Annotated in this window: 18 protein-coding genes; 13 read left to right on the forward strand and 5 right to left on the reverse strand. The window is 71.3% G+C overall.

The window, feature by feature from the left end:
* Nucleotides 1-5 precede the first annotated feature (5 nt).
* On the forward strand, nt 6-320 hold the full coding sequence (locus ACFWYW_RS34590; RefSeq protein WP_379624061.1) for a nuclear transport factor 2 family protein: 315 nt from the start codon (nt 6-8) through the stop codon (nt 318-320).
* A gap of 50 nt (nt 321-370) precedes the next feature.
* Here ACFWYW_RS34590 and ACFWYW_RS34595 read toward each other — a convergent pair whose 3' ends face one another.
* The 4 genes from ACFWYW_RS34595 to ACFWYW_RS34610 all read right to left on the reverse strand — a co-directional run bounded on the left by ACFWYW_RS34595 (nt 371) and on the right by ACFWYW_RS34610 (nt 3,390).
* Entirely contained in the window at nt 371-1,729 is a 1,359-nt protein-coding gene (locus tag ACFWYW_RS34595) for a glutamine synthetase family protein (RefSeq protein WP_379624063.1), read from the reverse strand.
* A 61-nt stretch (nt 1,730-1,790) separates the two neighbouring features.
* Complete coding sequence (locus ACFWYW_RS34600) at nt 1,791-1,952, reverse strand: hypothetical protein (RefSeq protein WP_184960810.1); 162 nt, start codon at nt 1,950-1,952, stop codon at nt 1,791-1,793.
* Between the two features lie 104 nt (nt 1,953-2,056).
* Entirely contained in the window at nt 2,057-2,521 is a 465-nt protein-coding gene (locus ACFWYW_RS34605; RefSeq protein WP_379624065.1) for an ABA4-like family protein, read from the reverse strand.
* Nucleotides 2,518-3,390, reverse strand: a complete 873-nt coding sequence (locus ACFWYW_RS34610) for a hypothetical protein (RefSeq protein ID WP_379624067.1) — start codon at nt 3,388-3,390, stop codon at nt 2,518-2,520. Before ACFWYW_RS34610 ends, ACFWYW_RS34605 begins: the two co-directional genes overlap by 4 nt.
* A gap of 92 nt (nt 3,391-3,482) precedes the next feature.
* Here ACFWYW_RS34610 and ACFWYW_RS34615 point away from each other — a divergent pair, with 92 nt between their 5' ends.
* Entirely contained in the window at nt 3,483-4,106 is a 624-nt protein-coding gene (locus tag ACFWYW_RS34615) for a MerR family transcriptional regulator (protein ID WP_379624069.1), read from the forward strand.
* Here ACFWYW_RS34615 and ACFWYW_RS34620 read toward each other — a convergent pair.
* Nucleotides 4,103-4,732 carry a TIGR03085 family metal-binding protein gene (locus ACFWYW_RS34620; protein ID WP_379624071.1) on the reverse strand — a complete coding sequence of 210 codons (630 nt, stop codon included), beginning with the start codon at nt 4,730-4,732 and terminating at the stop codon, nt 4,103-4,105. The genes ACFWYW_RS34615 and ACFWYW_RS34620 overlap by 4 nt on opposite strands.
* Nucleotides 4,733-4,848: 116 nt before the next feature.
* On the opposite strand from ACFWYW_RS34620, the gene ACFWYW_RS34625 reads away from it, so the two are divergent.
* From ACFWYW_RS34625 to ACFWYW_RS34675, 11 genes are all read left to right on the forward strand, one after another.
* Nucleotides 4,849-6,630: an ABC transporter ATP-binding protein gene (locus ACFWYW_RS34625; RefSeq protein WP_379624111.1), complete on the forward strand. Its 1,782-nt coding sequence runs from the start codon at nt 4,849-4,851 to the stop codon at nt 6,628-6,630.
* Nucleotides 6,630-8,399 carry an ABC transporter ATP-binding protein gene (locus ACFWYW_RS34630; protein WP_379624073.1) on the forward strand — a complete coding sequence of 590 codons (1,770 nt, stop codon included), beginning with the start codon at nt 6,630-6,632 and terminating at the stop codon, nt 8,397-8,399. The genes ACFWYW_RS34625 and ACFWYW_RS34630 overlap by 1 nt, the downstream gene beginning before the upstream one ends.
* A 139-nt stretch (nt 8,400-8,538) precedes the next feature.
* A complete protein-coding gene (gene hisI, locus ACFWYW_RS34635; protein ID WP_379624075.1) occupies nt 8,539-8,877 on the forward strand; it encodes a phosphoribosyl-AMP cyclohydrolase in 339 nt (112 codons plus the stop codon).
* The gene (locus ACFWYW_RS34640; RefSeq protein ID WP_379624077.1) at nt 8,874-9,431 is read left to right on the forward strand and encodes a Trp biosynthesis-associated membrane protein; all 558 of its coding nucleotides are present in this window, start codon (nt 8,874-8,876) and stop codon (nt 9,429-9,431) included. The genes hisI and ACFWYW_RS34640 overlap by 4 nt, the downstream gene beginning before the upstream one ends.
* Nucleotides 9,432-9,521: 90 nt before the next feature.
* On the forward strand, nt 9,522-10,214 hold the full coding sequence (locus ACFWYW_RS34645; RefSeq protein WP_379624079.1) for a DUF4190 domain-containing protein: 693 nt from the start codon (nt 9,522-9,524) through the stop codon (nt 10,212-10,214).
* 123 nt (nt 10,215-10,337) lie between these two features.
* Nucleotides 10,338-10,853, forward strand: a complete 516-nt coding sequence (locus tag ACFWYW_RS34650; RefSeq protein ID WP_379624081.1) for a CD225/dispanin family protein — start codon at nt 10,338-10,340, stop codon at nt 10,851-10,853.
* Nucleotides 10,854-10,870: 17 nt separating this feature from the next.
* Nucleotides 10,871-11,320 carry a DUF2752 domain-containing protein gene (locus ACFWYW_RS34655; RefSeq protein WP_379624083.1) on the forward strand — a complete coding sequence of 150 codons (450 nt, stop codon included), beginning with the start codon at nt 10,871-10,873 and terminating at the stop codon, nt 11,318-11,320.
* Between the two features lie 121 nt (nt 11,321-11,441).
* Nucleotides 11,442-12,260, forward strand: coding sequence for an indole-3-glycerol phosphate synthase TrpC (gene trpC, locus ACFWYW_RS34660; protein ID WP_379624085.1), 819 nt, complete (start codon nt 11,442-11,444; stop codon nt 12,258-12,260).
* 38 nt (nt 12,261-12,298) lie between these two features.
* A complete protein-coding gene (trpB, locus tag ACFWYW_RS34665; RefSeq protein WP_379624113.1) occupies nt 12,299-13,504 on the forward strand; it encodes a tryptophan synthase subunit beta in 1,206 nt (401 codons plus the stop codon).
* 11 nt (nt 13,505-13,515) lie between these two features.
* Nucleotides 13,516-14,316, forward strand: a complete 801-nt coding sequence (gene trpA, locus ACFWYW_RS34670; RefSeq protein WP_379624087.1) for a tryptophan synthase subunit alpha — start codon at nt 13,516-13,518, stop codon at nt 14,314-14,316.
* 178 nt (nt 14,317-14,494) lie between these two features.
* Nucleotides 14,495-18,514, forward strand: a complete 4,020-nt coding sequence (locus ACFWYW_RS34675) for an endo-alpha-N-acetylgalactosaminidase family protein (RefSeq protein ID WP_379624089.1) — start codon at nt 14,495-14,497, stop codon at nt 18,512-18,514.
* The last annotated feature ends 20 nt before the right edge of the window (nt 18,515-18,534 follow it).

Genomic DNA, 18,534 nt, shown 5'->3' on the forward strand with positions numbered 1-18,534 from the left:
GCGGTATGACCGCTGACAATCCGGTGGTGGCGGCGTTCGTCGCCGCCATCAACGAAGGCGACAGGGCGGCGTTCGAGGCGCTTCTGGCCCCGGACGCCACCATGTCCGACGACGGCTCCGACCGCGATCTCGGCCAGTGGACCGAGCGGGAGATCTTCTCGGCCGGAGGCCGTTTCACCGTCGAGTCGCAGGAGCCGGACGGGCTGTCGATGCTCGCCCGGTTCCGCAACGACACGTGGGGCGAGATGAAGACCCGCTGGCGTTTCGTCCTCACCCCGGACGGCTCGAAGATCCAGCGCTTCGAGACCGGTCAGGCCTAGAGCGCGCGCGGGTCCCGGAGACCCGCCCGCGGCTGAAGACGCGTGCGGCGCTAGAAGGCTCGCATGTGGTTGTAGAGCTCGAAGGCGGCGTCGTGTTCGCCGAACGCCGCCGCCTCCGAGCGCTTGACCGCCAGGTACGCGCGGGCGCGCAGCTCGCCCAGGGCGGCCATCAGCACCTCGTCGGCCTCCAGCGCGTCCAGCGCCTCGGTCAGCGTGGCGGGCAGGCGCGGGTAGCGGCCCGGCTCGGTGTCGGGGTCGACGGTGACCGGCTCGCCCGGGTCGAGCTCGCGGCGGATGCCGTCCAGCCCGGCGTGGATGACCGCGCCCAGCGACAGGTACGGATTGGCCGAGGAGTCGGAGGGCTTCAGCTCCAGGTTGGTCTCGCCGCCGGCGCCGAGCGGGGAGCACACGCGGACCGCCGCCTCGCGGTTGTCCGGGCCGTGGACGGCGTAGCCGCTGGACCACATGCGCGGGCCCAGGCGGCGGAAGCTGTTGACGCTGCCGCAGGTGAGCGCGGTCAGGGCGGGCAGGTGGGCGAGCAGGCCGCCGACGAACCAGCCGCGCACGTCGTCGTCGGCGAAGAGGTTGCGGCCCTCGCGCCACAGCGACAGGTGCAGGTGGGCGCCGTTTCCGGCCTGTTCGGCCAGGGGCTTCGGGGCCAGCGAGGCCCACATGCCCATGCGCACGGCCACGCCGCGCACGGTCTCGCGGTAGATGACGTGGTTGTCGGCGGCGCGGAGGGCGGGAGCGTGGCGTACGGACAGTTCTTGCTGGCCGGGGCCGAGTTCCGGGTGGTAGTGCTCGACCTGGAGCCCCTGCTTCTCGAGGGCGTGGACCAGGGTCATCGTGTAGTCGTGGGCGGTGTCGAAGCCGGTGGCGGCGTAGCAGAGCGTGTCGTCGAGGGGGACGAGCCGGTCGGGTCCGCCGTCGGTGTCGGGCCGGCGGTGGCCGAGCGTGAACTCCGGCTCGAAGGCGGCCACCAGCGTGTAGCCCGCACGGTCGAGGGTGGCCACGGCGTCCTTGAGAAAGGTGCGCGGGCAGGCGTCCCACGGACTGCCGTCGGCCTGGCGCAGGTCCGCCATCATCGCGGCGGCGCCGGGCGCGTAGGGGAGCGGCACGAAGGTCGCGGGGTCAGGCACGAGCCTGACCTCGCCGACGGGTCCCAGCTGCTCGACCTCCTGGAGCTGGTCGAGCATGTTCATCGCCATCATGGCCACCGTGTGCCCGATCCCCGTCTCCAGCCGTTCGGCCAGCAGTGACCGCGACGCCGCCTTGCCACGGATGACACCGCCGTGGTCGGCGTAGAGGAACCGGATCAGCTCGATCCCATCGATCTCCGCGCGTTCGAGAATGCGGTTGACGGCGGGATCAGGCTGATGGACCCTGGTGACGCTCTGACGATCTTCCATCCTGTCTGCGTAGCACGAACCGGCAGCTCAAGGAAGCGACTTCCGCAGACGAAGACGTTCCTCAGTTCAGAACGTTGGTAAAGAACACGGCCAGTTGGTTCGCTCCATTGACGATTCCGTCGAACACGCCGTTCACGGCGGCGGCGGCTTGGGCCGGCCGGGTGAACAAGTAGAAGATCACGAACGCCACCGCGACGTATGTGACCACCTTCTTGACCTGCATGGGGGGCCTCCTGCAGTCCATTCCCAGCCGTATATACCCGGATCTGGGCGATCACTGGCATCTTCTGTGAAGATGTTCTTGATCATAACCGGGGGGCGTCTTTCCTACGTCATGGTACGGGCTTTGTCGCCCCGGGGTGCGCCTGCCACGCCGTAATTCCGAGTCGTGAGACGGAGTCCCAGGTAGAGGGGCAGGGCGATGGGAGAGAGCAGGATCGTGAGAAACAGCACCGGGGCCATCAGCAGCGGGTGCAGGCCCCGTTCGCGGCTGTCGAGATAGATCCAGCGGCCCACGAAAAGATCCCAGGCGATGATCTGGGCCCACAGCGCCGCCAGCGCCTCCGGCGAGGCCACCAGGGCCTGGAGCCCGGCCAGGGTGGGCCGCGTCACCACGGGCCAGAACGCGCCCAGCAGAGGCAGTAGCAGGACCAGGTTGACCGCCACCGCGGGCAGCACGATCAGCGGCGAGGCCGCCACCGCCCGGGTCACCCGCCACGCCGGCGCCACGATCATCAGGGCCCAGAACGGCGCGGCCACCACGAAGCTGAGCGTGAACAGGGTCTCGGTCATCGGGACTTCTCCAGGGTGGGCAGGCGCAGCGCGGCGAGGGCGGCGGACACGACGGCCACGGCCAGGGCGGCGGCGACGGTCAGGGTGAGGGCGTCGGGGCGGACGATCGACTGGCCGCGCAGCGCCTGCCAGGTCAGCAGCGCCAGCAGGGCCGTGTAGCCGGCGCCGCCGACGACGATCAGGCGCAGCCGTACCGTGTCGTGGAGTTTGCGGGTCAGGGGCGCGAGCAGGGGGAGGATCTGCAGGGCGTGCATGCCGACGAAATGGGGGACGCGCAGGTCGCCGGCCAGGGTGCTCCAGCCGAGCACGGGCAGGCCGGCGCCGCCGTCGGGCAGGCCGACGCTGTGGGCGCCCATGAGGTCGCCCTCCTGGCCCTCGGCGGGAAACGCCATCAGGCCGCCCAGCGCCAGGCCGATCGTGGAGACGATCAGGCCGGCGCCGATCGCCCGGGCCAGCGGCCGGTCGGCGGGGCGGTCGAGCAGGACGGCGACGGCGGCGGCGATGTTGGCCAGCAGGAGGACGGCGATGGTGACGCCCATGCCGACCCACAGGGTCAAGTCGAGCGGGGTGGCGACGTTGAAGTGGCTGTGCCTGACCCGGGCCGCCTGCGCGAGGATGACCGCCACCTCGGCGGCGCCGGTGACGGCCAGGATGGTCCCGGCCCGGTGACCCCAGCGGCCTTTGCCCTTCCGCAGGGACAGGAGCCAGGCCCAGGTGAAGGAGTAGATGGTGAAGGAGACGGCGAACTTCAGCGGCTTGGCCCACAGGGGCATGCCGTCGAGCGTGCGGTCGTCGATGAGCAGGGCGGCGCCGGTGACGAGCGAGAGCGCGGCCATGGCTAAGCCGAAGATCACGAGTGGGCGGTGCATGGAAGGTCCCCCGGAGCAAGTGGATAGTAATGCTTTCCACTATCTATAGCTAAGCTATCCAACATTGGCAAGAGGAGGATTAAGGCGTGCGGATGGCAGAGCTGAGCGAGACGACCGGGGTTCCCGTGCCGACGATCAAGTACTACCTGCGGGAGGGGCTGCTGGAGCCCGGCCGTCCGGTCGGCCGTAACCAGGCCGAGTACGGGCCGGCGCACGTGAAGCGGCTACGCCTGGTGCGCGCCCTCGTCGAGTACGGCGGGCTCGGCATCGCCGCCATCCGCGACCTCGCCGCGCACCTCGACAACCCGCGTGTCGCCCTGTTCGACCTGATGGGGGAGGCGCAGAAGACCGTCACCACCCACGACCACCCCCGCCCGGGACCTCACCGCGACAAGGCGGAGCGGATCGTGGCCGAGTTGCTGGAGCGCAAGGGGTGGCAGGACGCCGGCCGCAACCCCGCCATCGGCACCCTGGTGGGCGTGCTGGCCGCGCTGGACGAACTCGGCCGCCAGGACATGGTGGCCGCGCTCGGCGACTACGCCGACGCCGCCGAGCGCATCGCCGAGGTGGACATGCGGGTGATGGGCGACGTCGAGGACCGCGAGCAGGCGGTCGAGATCGTCGCCCTCGGCACCCGCCTGGGTGACGCCATCGTGGGCGCCCTGCGGCGGGTGGCCCAGGAGCACATGTCGTCGAAGCGGGCCCCGGGCTCCTAGACGCCGAGGGAGGCGTTGAGGAGGCGGGCCACGGCGTCCTCGTCGCCGGTCAGGTCCACACGGGCGTGCTGCTGGCGGCCGAAGCAGAACAGCAGCAGGTCGCCCGCCCGGCCGGTCACCTCGACCTTGGGCCCTTCCTGCGCCCCGCCCAGCGCGACGCCGCCGCCCAGCCGGTGCAGGACCACGCCCACGGGCGACTTGCGCAGCATGAGGCGGGCCCCCATGGCCAGCCGCTTCCAGATGAGGCGCTCGAAGTCGTCGGGCAGCGGGCGCGGCTCCCATCCGGGCTGGGCCCGGCGGATGTCCTCGTGGTGGACGAAGAACTCCAGCGTGTTGACCGTCTCGTCGAGGAACGGCAGCAGCCCGTAGAAGCCGCCGGGCTTGCGGACCATCCCGACCAGTTCGGGGAAGGGATGCTTGGCCTTCAGCCCGTTCTGCACCGAGGCGGTGTATCCGGCCAGCGGCCTGAGCGCGATGCCCGCCGCCGCGTCCGGGCGGCGTTCCCGCAGAACCAGGTGGGCGGCCAGGTCGTAGGTCGTCCACCCGGTGCACAGGGTGGGCGCGTCGGGGCCGGTCTGGTCGAGCAGATCGCAGATCGCGGAGCGTTCGGCACGGGCGTGAGTCACGGGGCCCAGCCTACCTGTGGGAATAACGGGGTGATCAGCCGTGATAGTCACTATGTAGAAATATCCCCGTTGGGAAGGAATCCCCCCGAGTGGCGAGCAAGGTCACCTCGGCCGTGATGCGTCAAGGACTGGGCGTCCTTGGGGTGGCCATCCGCACGGAGAAGGCGGTGTTCGCGATCGCCGTGCTGGCCAGCGGCCTGTACGGCGGCATGACCGTGGCCTCGGCGTGGGCCCTGGGCTGGGCGACGGAGAACGCCGTCCTGCCCGCCTTCGAGCAGGGCGACATCACCGCGGGGGTGCTCTGGTCGGCCACCCTGCTGATCATGGGCACCGCGCTGCTGAAGTCGATCGGCGTGGCGGGCCGGCGCATCTTCGCCGGTGTCGTCCAGTACCGCATGCAGGCGCGCTCGCGCCGCGACGTCACCAAGCAGTACCTGCGGTTGCCGCTGTCCTGGCACCACCAGCACCCCACCGGCCAGTTGCTGTCGAACGCCAGCGCCGACGCCGAGGCCGCCTGGGCGCCGCTTGCCCCGCTGCCGATGGCGGTGGGCGTGATCGTCATGCTGTTCACGGCCGCGATCGCCATGCTGTTCACCGACCCGGCTCTGGCGCTGGTCGGTTTCCTGATTTTTCCGGCGATAGCCGTACTGAATCTGATTTATCAGCGCAAGCTCAGCCCGCTCGCCACCCGCGCCCAGCAACTGCGCGCCGAGGTCAGCGAGATCGCGCACGAGAGCTTCGACGGCGCGCTCGTCGTCAAGACGCTCGGCCGCGAGGCGCTGGAGACCGAGCGCTTCCAGCGGCGCGCGCACGAGCTGCGCGACGCCAACATCGCGGTCGGGCGGGTGCGCGGCCTGTTCGACCCCATGCTGGAGGCGCTGCCCACGCTCGGCGTACTCGTCGTGCTGGCCGTGGGCGCGATGCGGCTGTCGTCCGGCTCGATCAACTCGGGTGAGCTGGTGCAGGTGGCCTACCTGTTCACGCTGCTGTCCTTCCCGATCAGGGCGCTCGGCTGGGTGCTGGCGGAACTGCCCCGCAGCGTGGTCGGCTGGACGCGGGTGCAGGCCGTGCTCGACGCGAGCGGCTCCATGGAGTACGGCTCCGCCGAACCCGCCGGCACGCGGCCCGCCTCCCTCCAGGTCGACGACGTCTCCTATGCCTACGGCGACAGCGAGGTGCTGCACGGGGTGAGCTTCGACGTGGCGGCCGGCCGTACCGTGGCGCTGGTGGGACCCACCGGGTCGGGCAAGTCCACGCTCACCCAGTTGCTGGTGAGGCTGGTGGACCCGGGCGACGGCGCGGTCCGGCTCGACGGCGAGGACCTGCGCGAGCTCGCCTACGGCGCGATCGCCCGCTCGGCGGCGCTGGTGCCGCAGCAGACGTTCCTGTTCGACGACACCGTGCGCGGCAACGTCGCGCTCGGCCTGGAGGTCACCGACGAGGAGGTGTGGGCGGCGCTGCGGCTGGCGCAGGCGGCCGGCTTCGTCGCGCGGCTGGCCGACGGCCTGGACACCCGCGTCGGCGAGCGCGGCACCACCCTGTCCGGCGGCCAGCGCCAGCGGATCGCGCTGGCCCGCGCGATCGTGCGCAGGCCGCGCCTGCTGATACTCGACGACGCGACCTCCAGCGTGGACCCGCAGGTCGAGGCCAAGATCCTGTACGGCCTGCGCGACTCCGCGGAATCCTCCACCACGGTCGTGGTCGCCTACCGGATGGCCACGATCGCCCTGGCCGACGAGGTGGTCTTCCTGGAGCGCGGCCGCGTCGGGGACCGGGGCACCCACGAGGAGCTCCTGGCCCGCAGCGAGGGCTACCGCAACCTCGTGACCGCCTACGAGCGCGAGGAGATCGAGCGGGCGGCGATCGAGGCCGATGAAGAAGAAGGGGTGAGCGCCTGATGGCTCTGCGGGGAGTGGAGCGCACGGCGCTGGCCACGGTACGGCGGGGGCTGTCCCTGACCCCCGAGTTCCGCAACGGCCTGATCGGCACGATGGCCCTGGCCGTCGTCGCCACCGTCGGCAAGATCATCGTGCCGATCGCGGTGCAGCAGACGATCGACACCGGCCTCAAGGGCGGCAAGCCCGATCTTTCCTACATCTTCGGGGCGGTGGCGCTCTGTGCCGTCGCGGTCATCCTGACGGCCCTGGCCGGATACCTGATGAACGTCCGGCTCTACAAGTCCACCGAGTCCTCCCTGGCGACGCTGCGCGTACGCGGGTTCCGGCACGTGCACGACTTGTCGGTCCTCACCCAGAACACCGAACGCCGCGGCGCCCTGGTCTCCCGCGTCACCAACGACGTCGACCAGATCAGCACCTTCATGCAGTGGGGCGGCCTGATGATCATCGTGGCGCTCGGGCAGTTGCTCGTGGCCACGGTGCTCATGTTCATCTACTCCTGGCAGCTCACCCTCCTGGTGTGGATCTGCTTCATCCCGCTGATGATCGCCCTGCCGCGGTTCCAGCGGCTGCTGTCGCGCGCGTACACCGTGGTGCGCGAACGCACCGGCGACATGCTCGCCGCCGTCAGCGAGTCCGTGGTCGGCGCCGCCGTGATCCGCGCCTACGCCGCCGAGAACCGCACCGCGGAACGCGTCGACACCAGCGTGGACGCCAACCGCTCCGCCCAGATCAGGGCCCAGACGATCGTCGGATTCGTCTTCCCGCTGACGGAGATCGTCGCCGCCCTGGCCATCGCCGGGATCGTCCTGCTCGGCGTCCAGCTCGGCCTGTCCGGCGGCATCTCGGCCGGCAAGCTCGTCGCCTTCCTGTTCCTCGTCACCCTGTTCGTCTCGCCGCTCCAGATCGCCACCGAGGTGCTCAACGAGGCCCAGAACGCCGTCGCCGGCTGGCGGCGCATCCTCGGCGTCCTCGACACCCCGCCCGACGTGGCCGACCCGGGCGAGAAGGGCGCCGAACTGCCCCGCGGCCCCATCTCCGTCAAGTTCGAAGACGTGCACTTCGCCTACCCCGGAGGCGAGCCCGTCCTTCGAGAGGTCACCGTCGAGATCCCGCCGCGCTCGCGCGTGGCGATCGTGGGGGAGACCGGATCGGGCAAGACGACGTTCGCCAAACTCCTGACCCGCCTCATGGACCCCGCCGCGGGCCGCGTCACCATCGACGGCCACGACCTGCGCGAGATCCGCTTCTCGTCGTTGCGCGAGCGCATCGTGATGGTGCCGCAGGACGGCTTCCTGTTCGACGGCACACTCGCCGACAACATCCGGTACGGCCGGCCGTCCGCGACCGACGCCGAGATCGCCCTCGCGCTGACCGAGCTCGGCCTGGCCGACTGGGTGGACGGCCTGCCCGCCGCCCTCGACACCCCCGTCGGGCAGCGCGGCGAGTCGCTGTCGGCCGGCGAACGCCAGCTCGTCGCCCTGGCCCGCGCCTACCTCGCCGACCCCGACCTCCTTCTGCTCGACGAGGCCACCTCCGCCGTCGACCCCGCCACCGAGGTACGGCTGGCCCGCGCCCTGGAGGGCGTCACCAGGGGCCGCACGGCCATCTCCATCGCCCACCGGCTGTCCACGGCGGAGAACGCGGACGAGGTGCTGGTGTTCGACGGGGGCCGGCTGGTGCAGAGGGGGGCGCACGACGACCTGGTCCGCGAGGAGGGCGTCTACGCCGGCCTCCACGCCTCCTGGATCTCCGCCGCCCACTCCTGACCCCCGCTCTCCACCCCCTTCCGCATGTCGACGCCTCCGCTCTCCGGGAACCCGAACTCCGTACCTCGGGATCGGGCCCGACGCGGGAGGGGTGGGGAGTGGGGGAAGAAGCAGGAGGCGGGGCTGGTTGAATGGCGGCATGTCCCTGGAACCCGACATCGCCGCGCGGCTCAAGCGCGGCCCCGACGGGCTGGTGCCCGCGATCGTCCAGCAGTACGACTCCGGCGAGGTGCTCATGCTCGCCTGGATGGACGACGAGGCGCTGCATCGCACGCTCACCACCGGCCGCGCCACCTACTGGTCGCGCAGCCGCCGGGAGTACTGGGTGAAGGGGAACACCTCCGGCCACGTCCAGCACGTGAAGGCGGTGGCGCTCGACTGCGACGGTGACACGGTCCTGCTCAAGGTGGACCAGGTGGGCGCCGCCTGCCACACGGGCGACCGTACCTGCTTCGACGCGGACGCGCTGCTGCCGTGAACAGGGAGACGTGGGTCTGGGCGGCGGCCACCGGGGCGGGCTGCCTGCTGGTGCTGCTGGCGGCGGGCCGCGTCTGGGTGCGCGCCGCGGGCTCGGCCACGGGAACGGGCGGGGTCACCGCCGCAGGGACCGGCGGCGACCTGAGCGGCGGCCTGACCGCGGTGGGGCTGGCGGCGCTGGCCGGTGTGGTGGCGGTGCTGGCCACCAAGGGGGCGATGCGCCGCGTGGTGGGCGCGCTGCTGGGGTTGTGCGGCGCGGGCCTCGGATGGATCACGTTCTCGGCGCTGTCGCAGGGGTCGATCGCCGGGTGGGCGAGGAACGTCCCGGCGCTTCATGGGGTGACGGATCCGGCGTACACGATCGAGATGCTCTGGCCGGTGGTGGCGGGCGTCGGCGCGGCGCTGGTGCTGGTGGGGGGCGTGATGGCGGTGGTACGCGGCGGGCGCTGGACGGCCATGTCCGCCCGCTACGACCGGCGACCCGCGGGGGAGCGGCCTGCGGACGACCGCTCGATGTGGGACGCTCTGGACAGAGGCGACGATCCCACGCGCTGAGTCCCGAAATCTCGGGGGCTCTCGGTGTCGATCGAGGTTCCTGACCTACGCTTCCGTGCAAGGGGCCACGATGACGAAGGGCGCGGCAGCATGACCTACGGCAACCAGGACGGCAGCGGCGGTTACGGCGCGCAGCCGCCCGGCGGGGGATACGGCCAGCAGCCGGGAAACGGCGGCGGCTACGAGCAGCAGCCCGGCAGCGGCGGCGGTTATGGCCAGCAGCCCGGTAGCGGTGGCGGTTATGGCCAGCAACCGGGTAGCGGTGGTGGTTACGGCCAGCAGCCCGGCAGTGGCGGCGGCTACGGTCAGCAGCCCGGCAGCGGGGGCGGGTACGGCCAGCCTCAGCCTGGCAGCGGCGGTTACGGCCAGCCGGATCCCTACGCGCAGCAACAGCCCGGCTACGGCTACGGCCAGCCCTCCGGCGGCTACGGCCAGGCCCAGGAGGCCTACGCCCAGCAGCCGGTCTACGCGCAGCCCGCCTACGGCCAGCCCGCGGGCTACGCCAAGCCTCCGGCCCAGACGAACGCCATGGCCATCACCTCGCTGATCCTCGGCATCGTCGGCCTGTTCCTGTGCGGCCTGACCAGCATCCCGGGCGCGATCTGCGGCCACGTCGCGCTGGCCCAGGTGAAGCGCAACGGCGGTGAGGGGCACGGTCTGGCCGTGGCCGGACTGATCACCTCCTACCTGACGATCGTGGCGTGGGTGATCGGCTGGCTGGTGTTCGGCGGCTTCATCCTGGCGATGTTCGGACTGGCGAGCGCGGCGGGCACGAGCTACTGACACCCTCCTTGCGGTCAGGTCACAAATCATCCTTATGACGGATAATTCCCCATGTGGGGCGTGGTAGGTCGCTATGCTGCGGCGGGCAACTCGCCACAAGCACCACACGAGGAGTCTCCAGTCATGAGCTACGGAAACCAGGGCGGCAGCGGCGGTTACGGTGCCCAGCCCCCCGGTGGGGGATACGGCCAGCAGCCGCCGAGCGGCGGCGGCTACGGCCAGCAGCCTCCCGGCGGAGGCTACGGCGCGCAGCCTCCGAGCGGCGGGGGCTACGGCGAGCAGCCTCCCGGCGGTGGAGGTTATGGCCAGCAACCCCCGAGCGGCGGCGGTTACGGCCAGCCCGGCGGCTACGGGGGCGGGCAGACGCCGCCGGACAACCACCTGGTGGCGGCGATCCTGACCACGATCTTCTGCTGCCTTCCTCTGGGCATCGTCTCGATCGTGAAGTCGTCGCAGGTCAACTCCAAGTGGCAGGCGGGTGACTACCAGGGCGCGATGCTGGCCTCCGAGGAGGCGAAGACCTGGTGGAAGCGCTCGCTGATCGGCGGCATCATCTACTACGTGCTGCTCATCATCGGCCTGATCATCTACTTCGTGATCATCGCGGCCGCCGTGTCCAGCAGCTACTCGTCGTACTAAAGGCGATACTTGACCTCATGAGCGTTGCGAACCTCGAGCGGCGGGCCGCGGACCGTTGGAAGGCCGTGCTCCCGCCGCTCGGCGTCGCCGCGGGCACGGCGGCGGTCTTCGCCTTCGTCGGCGCGGTCGACCCGAACGAGCCGGGGCACTATCCGACCTGCCCGTTCCTGTGGCTGACCGAGAAGGCGTTCGGCACGGGGCTGTTCTGCCCCGGCTGCGGGACCCTGCGGACCATCCACGCGCTGGCCCACCTCGACCCGGTGGCCGCGCTGGGGCTCAACCCGCTCGCCGTCGCGGTCGTGCCGTTCCTGCTGTTCTGGTGGGGCCGGTGGCTGGTGCGGTCCTGGAAGGGGTCGCCCCGGCGGACGACCCTCGCCCATCCCGGCTACATCTGGGCCTTCCTCGCGGTCGTGATCGTCTATTGGGTCGTGCGAAATCTTCCGTTTGGGGCTTTTTTGGCTCCGTAGGCGGGCCCCGATGGTGAGGTGAGCGCGACCGGGCCGATACCATCGCAAGAGCAGGCCGGGAGCGGACGCGAAGCGAACTCTCAGCCGCCCCCAACACTGCCGACCGGAGGGACCCCAGCGCGTGAGTGTGCTCGACGACATCCTCGACGGGGTGCGAGCGGACCTGGCCACACGACAGCAGGCCGTGTCGCTTGACGAGCTCAAGGAACGGGCAGGGCGGGCTCCCACCCCCAGAGACGCCTATGCGGCACTGGGCGGCGACAGGGTGTCGGTGATCGCCGAGGTCAAGCGGTCCAGCCCGTCCAAGGGCGCGCTCGCCGCGATCGCCGACCCGGCCGCGCTCGCCGCCGACTACGAAGCGGGCGGCGCGCACGTCATCAGCGTGCTGACCGAACAGCGCCGCTTCGGCGGCAGCCTCGACGACCTGGCCGCCGTGCGCGCCCGGGTCGACATCCCGATCCTGCGTAAAGACTTCATCCTCACCGCCTACCAGCTGTGGGAGGCCAGGGCCTACGGCGCCGACCTGGCGCTGCTCATGGTCGTCTCCCTGGAGCAGGAGGCGCTGGTGTCGCTGATCGAGCGGGCGGAGTCGATCGGGCTCGCGCCGCTGGTCGAGGTCCACACCGTGGAGGAGACCGAGCGCGCGATCGCGGCCGGAGCCAGGATCATCGGGATCAACGCCCGCGACCTGAAGACGCTGGAGGTCGACCGCGACGTCTTCAGCAAGATCGCGCCGATGATCCCCGACGACATCATCAAGATCGCCGAATCCGGGGTACGCGGCCCGCACGACCTGCTCGCCTACGCGCGCGGCGGCGCCGATGCCGTCCTCGTGGGTGAGAGCCTGGTCACCGGCAAGGACCCGCGCAAGGCCGTGGAGGCGCTCGTGACCGCCGGCGCCCACCCAGCGACGCGCCCCGACCACGGATCAGAGGGATAGCAGTGGCACAAGACGGCTCCATCCTCACGGCCGCCGACCTGGCCGGCAACGGCGCCTACGGCGACGACCCCGACGTGCACGGCAAGTTCGGCATCTTCGGCGGCCGCTACGTGCCCGAGGCGCTCATCCCGGCGCTCGACGAGGTGGCCTCGGTCTACGAGACGGCCAAGAACGACGTGGGGTTCCTGCGCGAGTTCGACCACCTGCTGCGCACGTACGCGGGCCGGCCCACCACGCTGACCGAGGTCCCGCGCTTCGGCGAGCAGGCCGGCGGCGCCCGGATCATCCTCAAGCGCGAGGACCTGACCCACACCGGCGCCCACAAGATCAACAACGTGCTGGGCCAGGCGCTGCTCACCAAGCGCCTGGGCAAGAAGCGGGTCATCGCCGAGACCGGAGCCGGCCAGCACGGCGTGGCCACCGCCACCGCCGCGGCCCTGCTCGGCCTGGAGTGCGTCATCTACATGGGCGCCGTCGACTGCGAGCGCCAGGCGCTCAACGTGGCCAGGATGAAGCTGCTCGGCGCCACCGTGATCCCGGTGACCAACGGCTCGCAGACGCTGAAGGACGCCATCAACGAGGCCTTCCGCGACTGGGTCACGAACGTCGACACCACCCACTACCTCTTCGGCACCGTCGCCGGCCCGCACCCCTTCCCCGAGATCGTGCGCGACTTCGCCCGCATCATCGGCGTGGAGGCGCGCCGCCAGATGCTGGAGCTGACCGGCGCCCTGCCGGACGCCGTCTGCGCCGCCGTCGGCGGCGGCAGCAACGCCATCGGCATCTTCCACGCCTTCATCGGCGACAAGGACGTCGCGCTGCACGGCTACGAGGCGGGCGGCCACGGCCTGGCCAGCGGCGAGCACGCGCTCACGCTGACCGCCGGCTCGGTCGGCGTCCTGCACGGCTCGCGCACCTACGTGCTGCAGGACGACGAGGGCCAGACGATCGAGTCCCACTCGATCTCCGCAGGTCTCGACTACCCGGGTGTCGGCCCGGAGCACGCCTGGCTGAAGGACAGCGGCCGCGCCACCTACCACGGCATCACCGACGCCGAGGCCATGGAGGCGTTCTCGCTGCTGGCCAGGACCGAGGGCATCATTCCGGCGATCGAGTCCTCCCACGCGCTCGCCGGAGCGCTCAAGCTCGGCCGTGAGCTGGGCCCGGAGGCGACCATCCTGGTCAACCTCTCCGGGCGCGGCGACAAGGACATGGGCACCGCCATGAAGTACTTCAACCTCTAGGGTTCACGATCATGACCACTCTTCAGACGGTGTTCGCCAAGGCCAAGGCGGACAACCGGGCGGCGCTCGTCGGCTACCTGCCCGCGGGGTTCCCGTCCAAGGACGGCGCCATCGCCGCCGCCGCGGCCCTGGTCGAGGCGGGCTGCGACGTCATCGAGATCGGCCTGCCGTACTCCGATCCGCTCATGGACGGTCCCACCATCCAGGACGCGGTGCACCGCTCGCTGACCAACGGCACCCGCATCGCCGACGTGTTCCGCACGGTCGAGGGGGTGGCCGCCACCGGCGCCGCCACGCTCGTCATGACCTACTGGAACCCGATCGACCGCTACGGCGCCGAGCGTTTCGCCCGCGACCTGGCCAGTGCGGGCGGGGTGGGCACGATCACGCCCGACCTCACGCCCGAGGAGTCTGGCCCGTGGCGCACCGCCTCGGCGGAGGCGGGCATCGACACCGTCTTCCTGGTGGCGCCCAGTTCCACGGAGGAGCGCATCAAGGCCGTGGTCGAGTGCTGCACCGGCTTCGTCTACGCCGCCTCGCTCATGGGCGTCACAGGCGCCCGCGAGAGCGTGAACGTGGCCGCTGAAGGCCTGGTCGAGCGTACCCGCGCGCACACCGACCTGCCCGTCTGCGTGGGCCTGGGCGTCGGCACCGGCGCGCAGGCGGCCGAGGTGGCCGCCTACGCCGACGGCGTGATCGTCGGCTCCGCCTTCATCCGCCGCCTGCTCGACGCGCCCGACGAGGCCGCGGGCCGCGCCGCCTGCGCCGAGCTGGCGCGCGACATGGCCGCGGGGGTCCGCTCCCACGCCTGATCTCCGGTACGGCGAAGCGCGGCCACCCAGGGTTTCCCAGGGGCCGCGCTTTTCGTTTGTGCGTGCTTTCACCGGAGCCAGGGCGCAAAAGTGCAACAAGGCGCATGGTTTGTCCATAGAAGCGGTCCGGTGATCGCGCCAGGGTGGCGGCACGGACCCTTCGCACGAAAGGACGCACATGCGTCGACGATCCGCCGCGTTAGCCGGGCTCCTCGCGCTCGCCACCCTCACCACCACCCCCGCCCAGGCCACCCCCGCACACCCCTCCGCGCAGACCGCTGCGCACCGAGGCTCGGAGACCACCGAGCCGCGAGGTTCAGAGGCCGGCGAGCCGCGAGGCTCAGGGACCGGCGCACAACGAGCCTCGGAGACCGGCGGGCCGCAAAAGCTCCCACCCGCGGCCTCAGCCGCCCCACCGGAGGGCGCGGGAGCGCGGGAGCCCTCGCCCACCGACGCCCCGCCGGACGTCCGCCTACCGCCCACCGCGCCTCCCACGACCTCGTCCCCCTCTGAGGCGCTGTCCAGCCCCTTGGTGCCGTCGGCGGCCGTCGCGGATCCGGTGACGATCTCCTCGCGGGAGCTGTCCGTCTCCCTGGACCCGGCCTTCCCCCGGGTGCTCGGCTACACCGACCGGGCCGGCGGCGCCACCCTGGGCGGCAGTACCACCGCCCCGGTCGTGGTCCTGAACGGCACGCCGTACCCGGTGACGGGGACGCTCACCGGCACGGACGGGAAGACCGCCCGCTACCGGCTGACCTTCGCCGCGCTCGACGGTGTGGCGCTGGAGGCGTCGGTGGGGGTGCGGGGCCGGACCACGACGTTCAGGATCGACAAGGTGAGCGACACGGCCGCCTTCCGGGTCGGGACGATCGACCTGCCCGGTCATGACCTGGTTTCGGTGGCCAGTGATCAGGCGGGGGCGGCGACGGCGTTCACCCGGCTGGATCCGAACTCGACGCGGACCGCCGACGTGTTCGCCAAGGTCACGGCGCAGACGGCGGCCGAGGCGCAGCCGGTCGGGGCGACCTACGGGATCGTCAACACCGACCGGCTGGCCGCGGCGATCGAGTCGAACTCCACCTACGACCGTCCCTCCGGCCCCACCGACGTGGACCGCGCCCGCTTCTGGCACCAGGCGCGCAAGGGCGCCGACGGTGTGGTCCGGGTGGGTGTGTGGAGCGGGCAGTGGACCTATCGGGCGGCGGGCGCGCCGTTCACGGAGGAGCTGCCCTGGGCGAAGGTGGTCGTGACGCCCGACGCGAACGGCGACGGGACGCTGGACTGGCAGGACGGCGCGATCGCCTTCCGCGGCATCGGCGTCAAGGCGCGGGGCGCCGAGCAGACCAAGGACCGGGTGGCCATCCACATCCCGTTCAACTTCGCCAGCCAGGCGACCCACCCGTTCCTGCGCACGCTGGACGACGTCAAGCGCATCGCCCTGGCCACCGACGGACTGGGCCAGCTGGCGATCCTGAAGGGCTACCAGTCGGAGGGCCACGACTCGGCGCACCCGGACTACGGCGGCAACTACAACAAGCGCGCCGGCGGGCTCAAGGACCTGAACACGCTGCTGAAGACCGGCAGGCGGTGGAACGCCGACTTCGGCGTGCACGTGAACGCCACGGAGGCCTACCCGGTGGCGAAGACGTTCAGCGAGACGCTGGTGAACAAGGACGCCAAGGGCTGGAACTGGCTCGACCAGTCGTACTACATCGACCAGCGCACCGATCTGACCAGCGGCGACCTGGCCAGGCGGTTCGGGCAACTGCGCGAGGAGACCGGCGGCGACCTCGCGCTGCTCTACGTCGACGTGTACTACAGCCACGGCTGGACCGCCGATCGCACGCTGGCCGAACTGCGCCGCCAGGGCTGGCAGGTCTCCACGGAGTGGTCGGACAAGCTGGAGCGCGCCTCGCTGTGGTCGCACTGGGCCACGGACATGAGCTACGGCGGCGCCACCAACAAGGGCCTGAACTCCCAGATCATCCGCTTCATCCGCAACCAGGAGAAGGACGTCTGGAACGCCCACCCGATCCTCGGCAACGCCAGGATCGAGGAGTTCGAGGGCTGGACCGGTGAGGTCGACTGGAACGCCTTCACCCGCAACATCTGGGAGCACAACCTTCCGGCCAAGTTCCTGCAGCACTACCCGATCCTCGACTGGAACGCCGACGAGATCGTCTTCGGCGAGGGCGTGACCGGAACGGCCAGGAACGGCAGGCGCGAGCTGTTCCTCGGCAACAGCAAGATCCTGGACGGCACCACCTACCTGCTGCCGTGGAAGGGCAGATCCTACCACTACAACCCGGCGGGCGGCCCGACCACCTGGGACGCCGACCGGCCGATGCGCCTGTACAAGCTGACCGACCAGGGCCGCGTTCCCGCGGGCACGCTCACCCCGTCCGGCGGCAAGATCACGATCACCGCCGAGCCCGGCGTGCCGTACGTGCTGTATCCCGGTAAGGCCCCCAAGCAGGACACGCCCGAGTGGGGCGAGCGCTCCGGCGTCGCCGATCCCGGCTTCAACGACGACACCCTGCGCGCGTGGGAGCGCACCGGCCAGGTCTCGATCGAGAAGAACGCCAAGGGGCAGCGGGTCGCGCTGCTGGCCGCCGGCCGGCCCGCCGCGATCGGGCAGAACCTCAAGGGCCTGACCCCCGGCCGCACCTACAGCGCCTCGGCCTGGATCGAGGTCGAGCCGGGCAAGACCCGTGAGACCACCCTGGAGGTCGGCGGTCAGGCCACGCGCATCAGCGGTTCCACGGCCAGGAACAACGTCGCGGCCGACGAGAAGCACGGCACCTACTTCCAGCGCGTCAAGGTCGTCTTCACCGCGACCGGGAGCCACGCCAAGCTCCGCCTCGGCGCGGGGAGCGGTGACGGCGCGGTCCGCGTGGACGACGTCCGCCTGGTCACGACCGTCAAGCCCGGTCCGGTCGAGGACTTCGAGAACGTCGACCAGGGCTGGGGACCGTTCGTGAAGGGCGACGCGGGCGGCAGCACCGACCCGCGCACGCACATCGCCCAGAAGCACGCCCCGTTCACGCAGGCCGGATGGAACGGCAAGACCGTGGACGACGTGATCGGCGGCGAGGAGTCGCTCAAGGTCCACGAGGAACGGCAGGGCCTGGTCTACCGGACGGTCCCGCAGACCGCCCGGTTCGAGAACGGCCACGCCTACGAGGTCTCCTTCGCCTACCAGAACGCCCAGCCGGGCACGTACGCCTGGGTGAGCGGCTATGACAAGGGCGGCAGAAGCGTCGAGACCCGGCGCACCGCGATCCCCGAACAGCGCTCCACGACCCGCTTCACCGAACGGGTGGTCGCCGGGTGCGGGGAGGTCTGGGTGGGCCTGCGCTCGCTGCGGCCCGAGCAGGCCGGGGCCGACTTCATCCTCGACGACTTCGCGGTCAAGGACCTCGGCCCCGCCCAGGAGCCGCTGGCCTGCGCCTCGCTGGAGGTCCGGCCCGGCACGGCCACGCTGGAGCCGGGGGTGGCCAACGACGTGACGACGGTCTTCACCAACCTGGAGGACACACCGGCCGGGGTGGGCGTGACGCTGGCCGTACCGGAGGGGTGGCAGGTCGGCGGGCAGGGGACCGGGACCGTGCAGCCCGGCGCCGCGCTCACCACCACCTGGAAGGTGACGCCGCCGCCCGACGCCCCCTACCGGGCCTACGACCTCAGGGCGAGCGCCGTCTACGGCGGCAAGCGGGTCGAGGCGGCGGTCAGCGTGCGGACGCTGCCGCCACCGCCCTCCGGTACGGCCTGGGCCAGCGACCACGACTGGGTCAGCGCCGGCAACGGCTGGGGCCCGGCCGAGCGGGACCAGTCCAACGGCGAGCAGGGCGAGGGCGACGGCCGGCCGCTGACCATCGGCGGCGTCGCCTACGCCAAGGGCCTGGGCGTCCACGCGCCCAGCACGATCCGCTACTACCTGGGCGGACGCTGCACCGGCTTCACCGCCGCCACCGGCGTGGACGACGCGCAGCCCACGCGGGGGTCGGTGCGGTTCACCGTGCTGGCCGACGGGGCGGTCAAGGCGCAGAGCCCGGTCCTGCGCGCCGCCGACGCCGCCCACGAACTGCGCGCCGACCTGACCGGGGCCCGGTACGTGGACCTGGTCGTGGACGACGGCGGCGACGGCAACGGCAACGACCACGGCGACTGGGGAGGGGCCCAGTTCACCTGCGGGTGAACCGCTAGGATCCCCTCCCG

Source organism: Nonomuraea sp. NPDC059023, from assembly GCF_042740095.1.
Lineage (GTDB): Bacteria > Actinomycetota > Actinomycetes > Streptosporangiales > Streptosporangiaceae > Nonomuraea.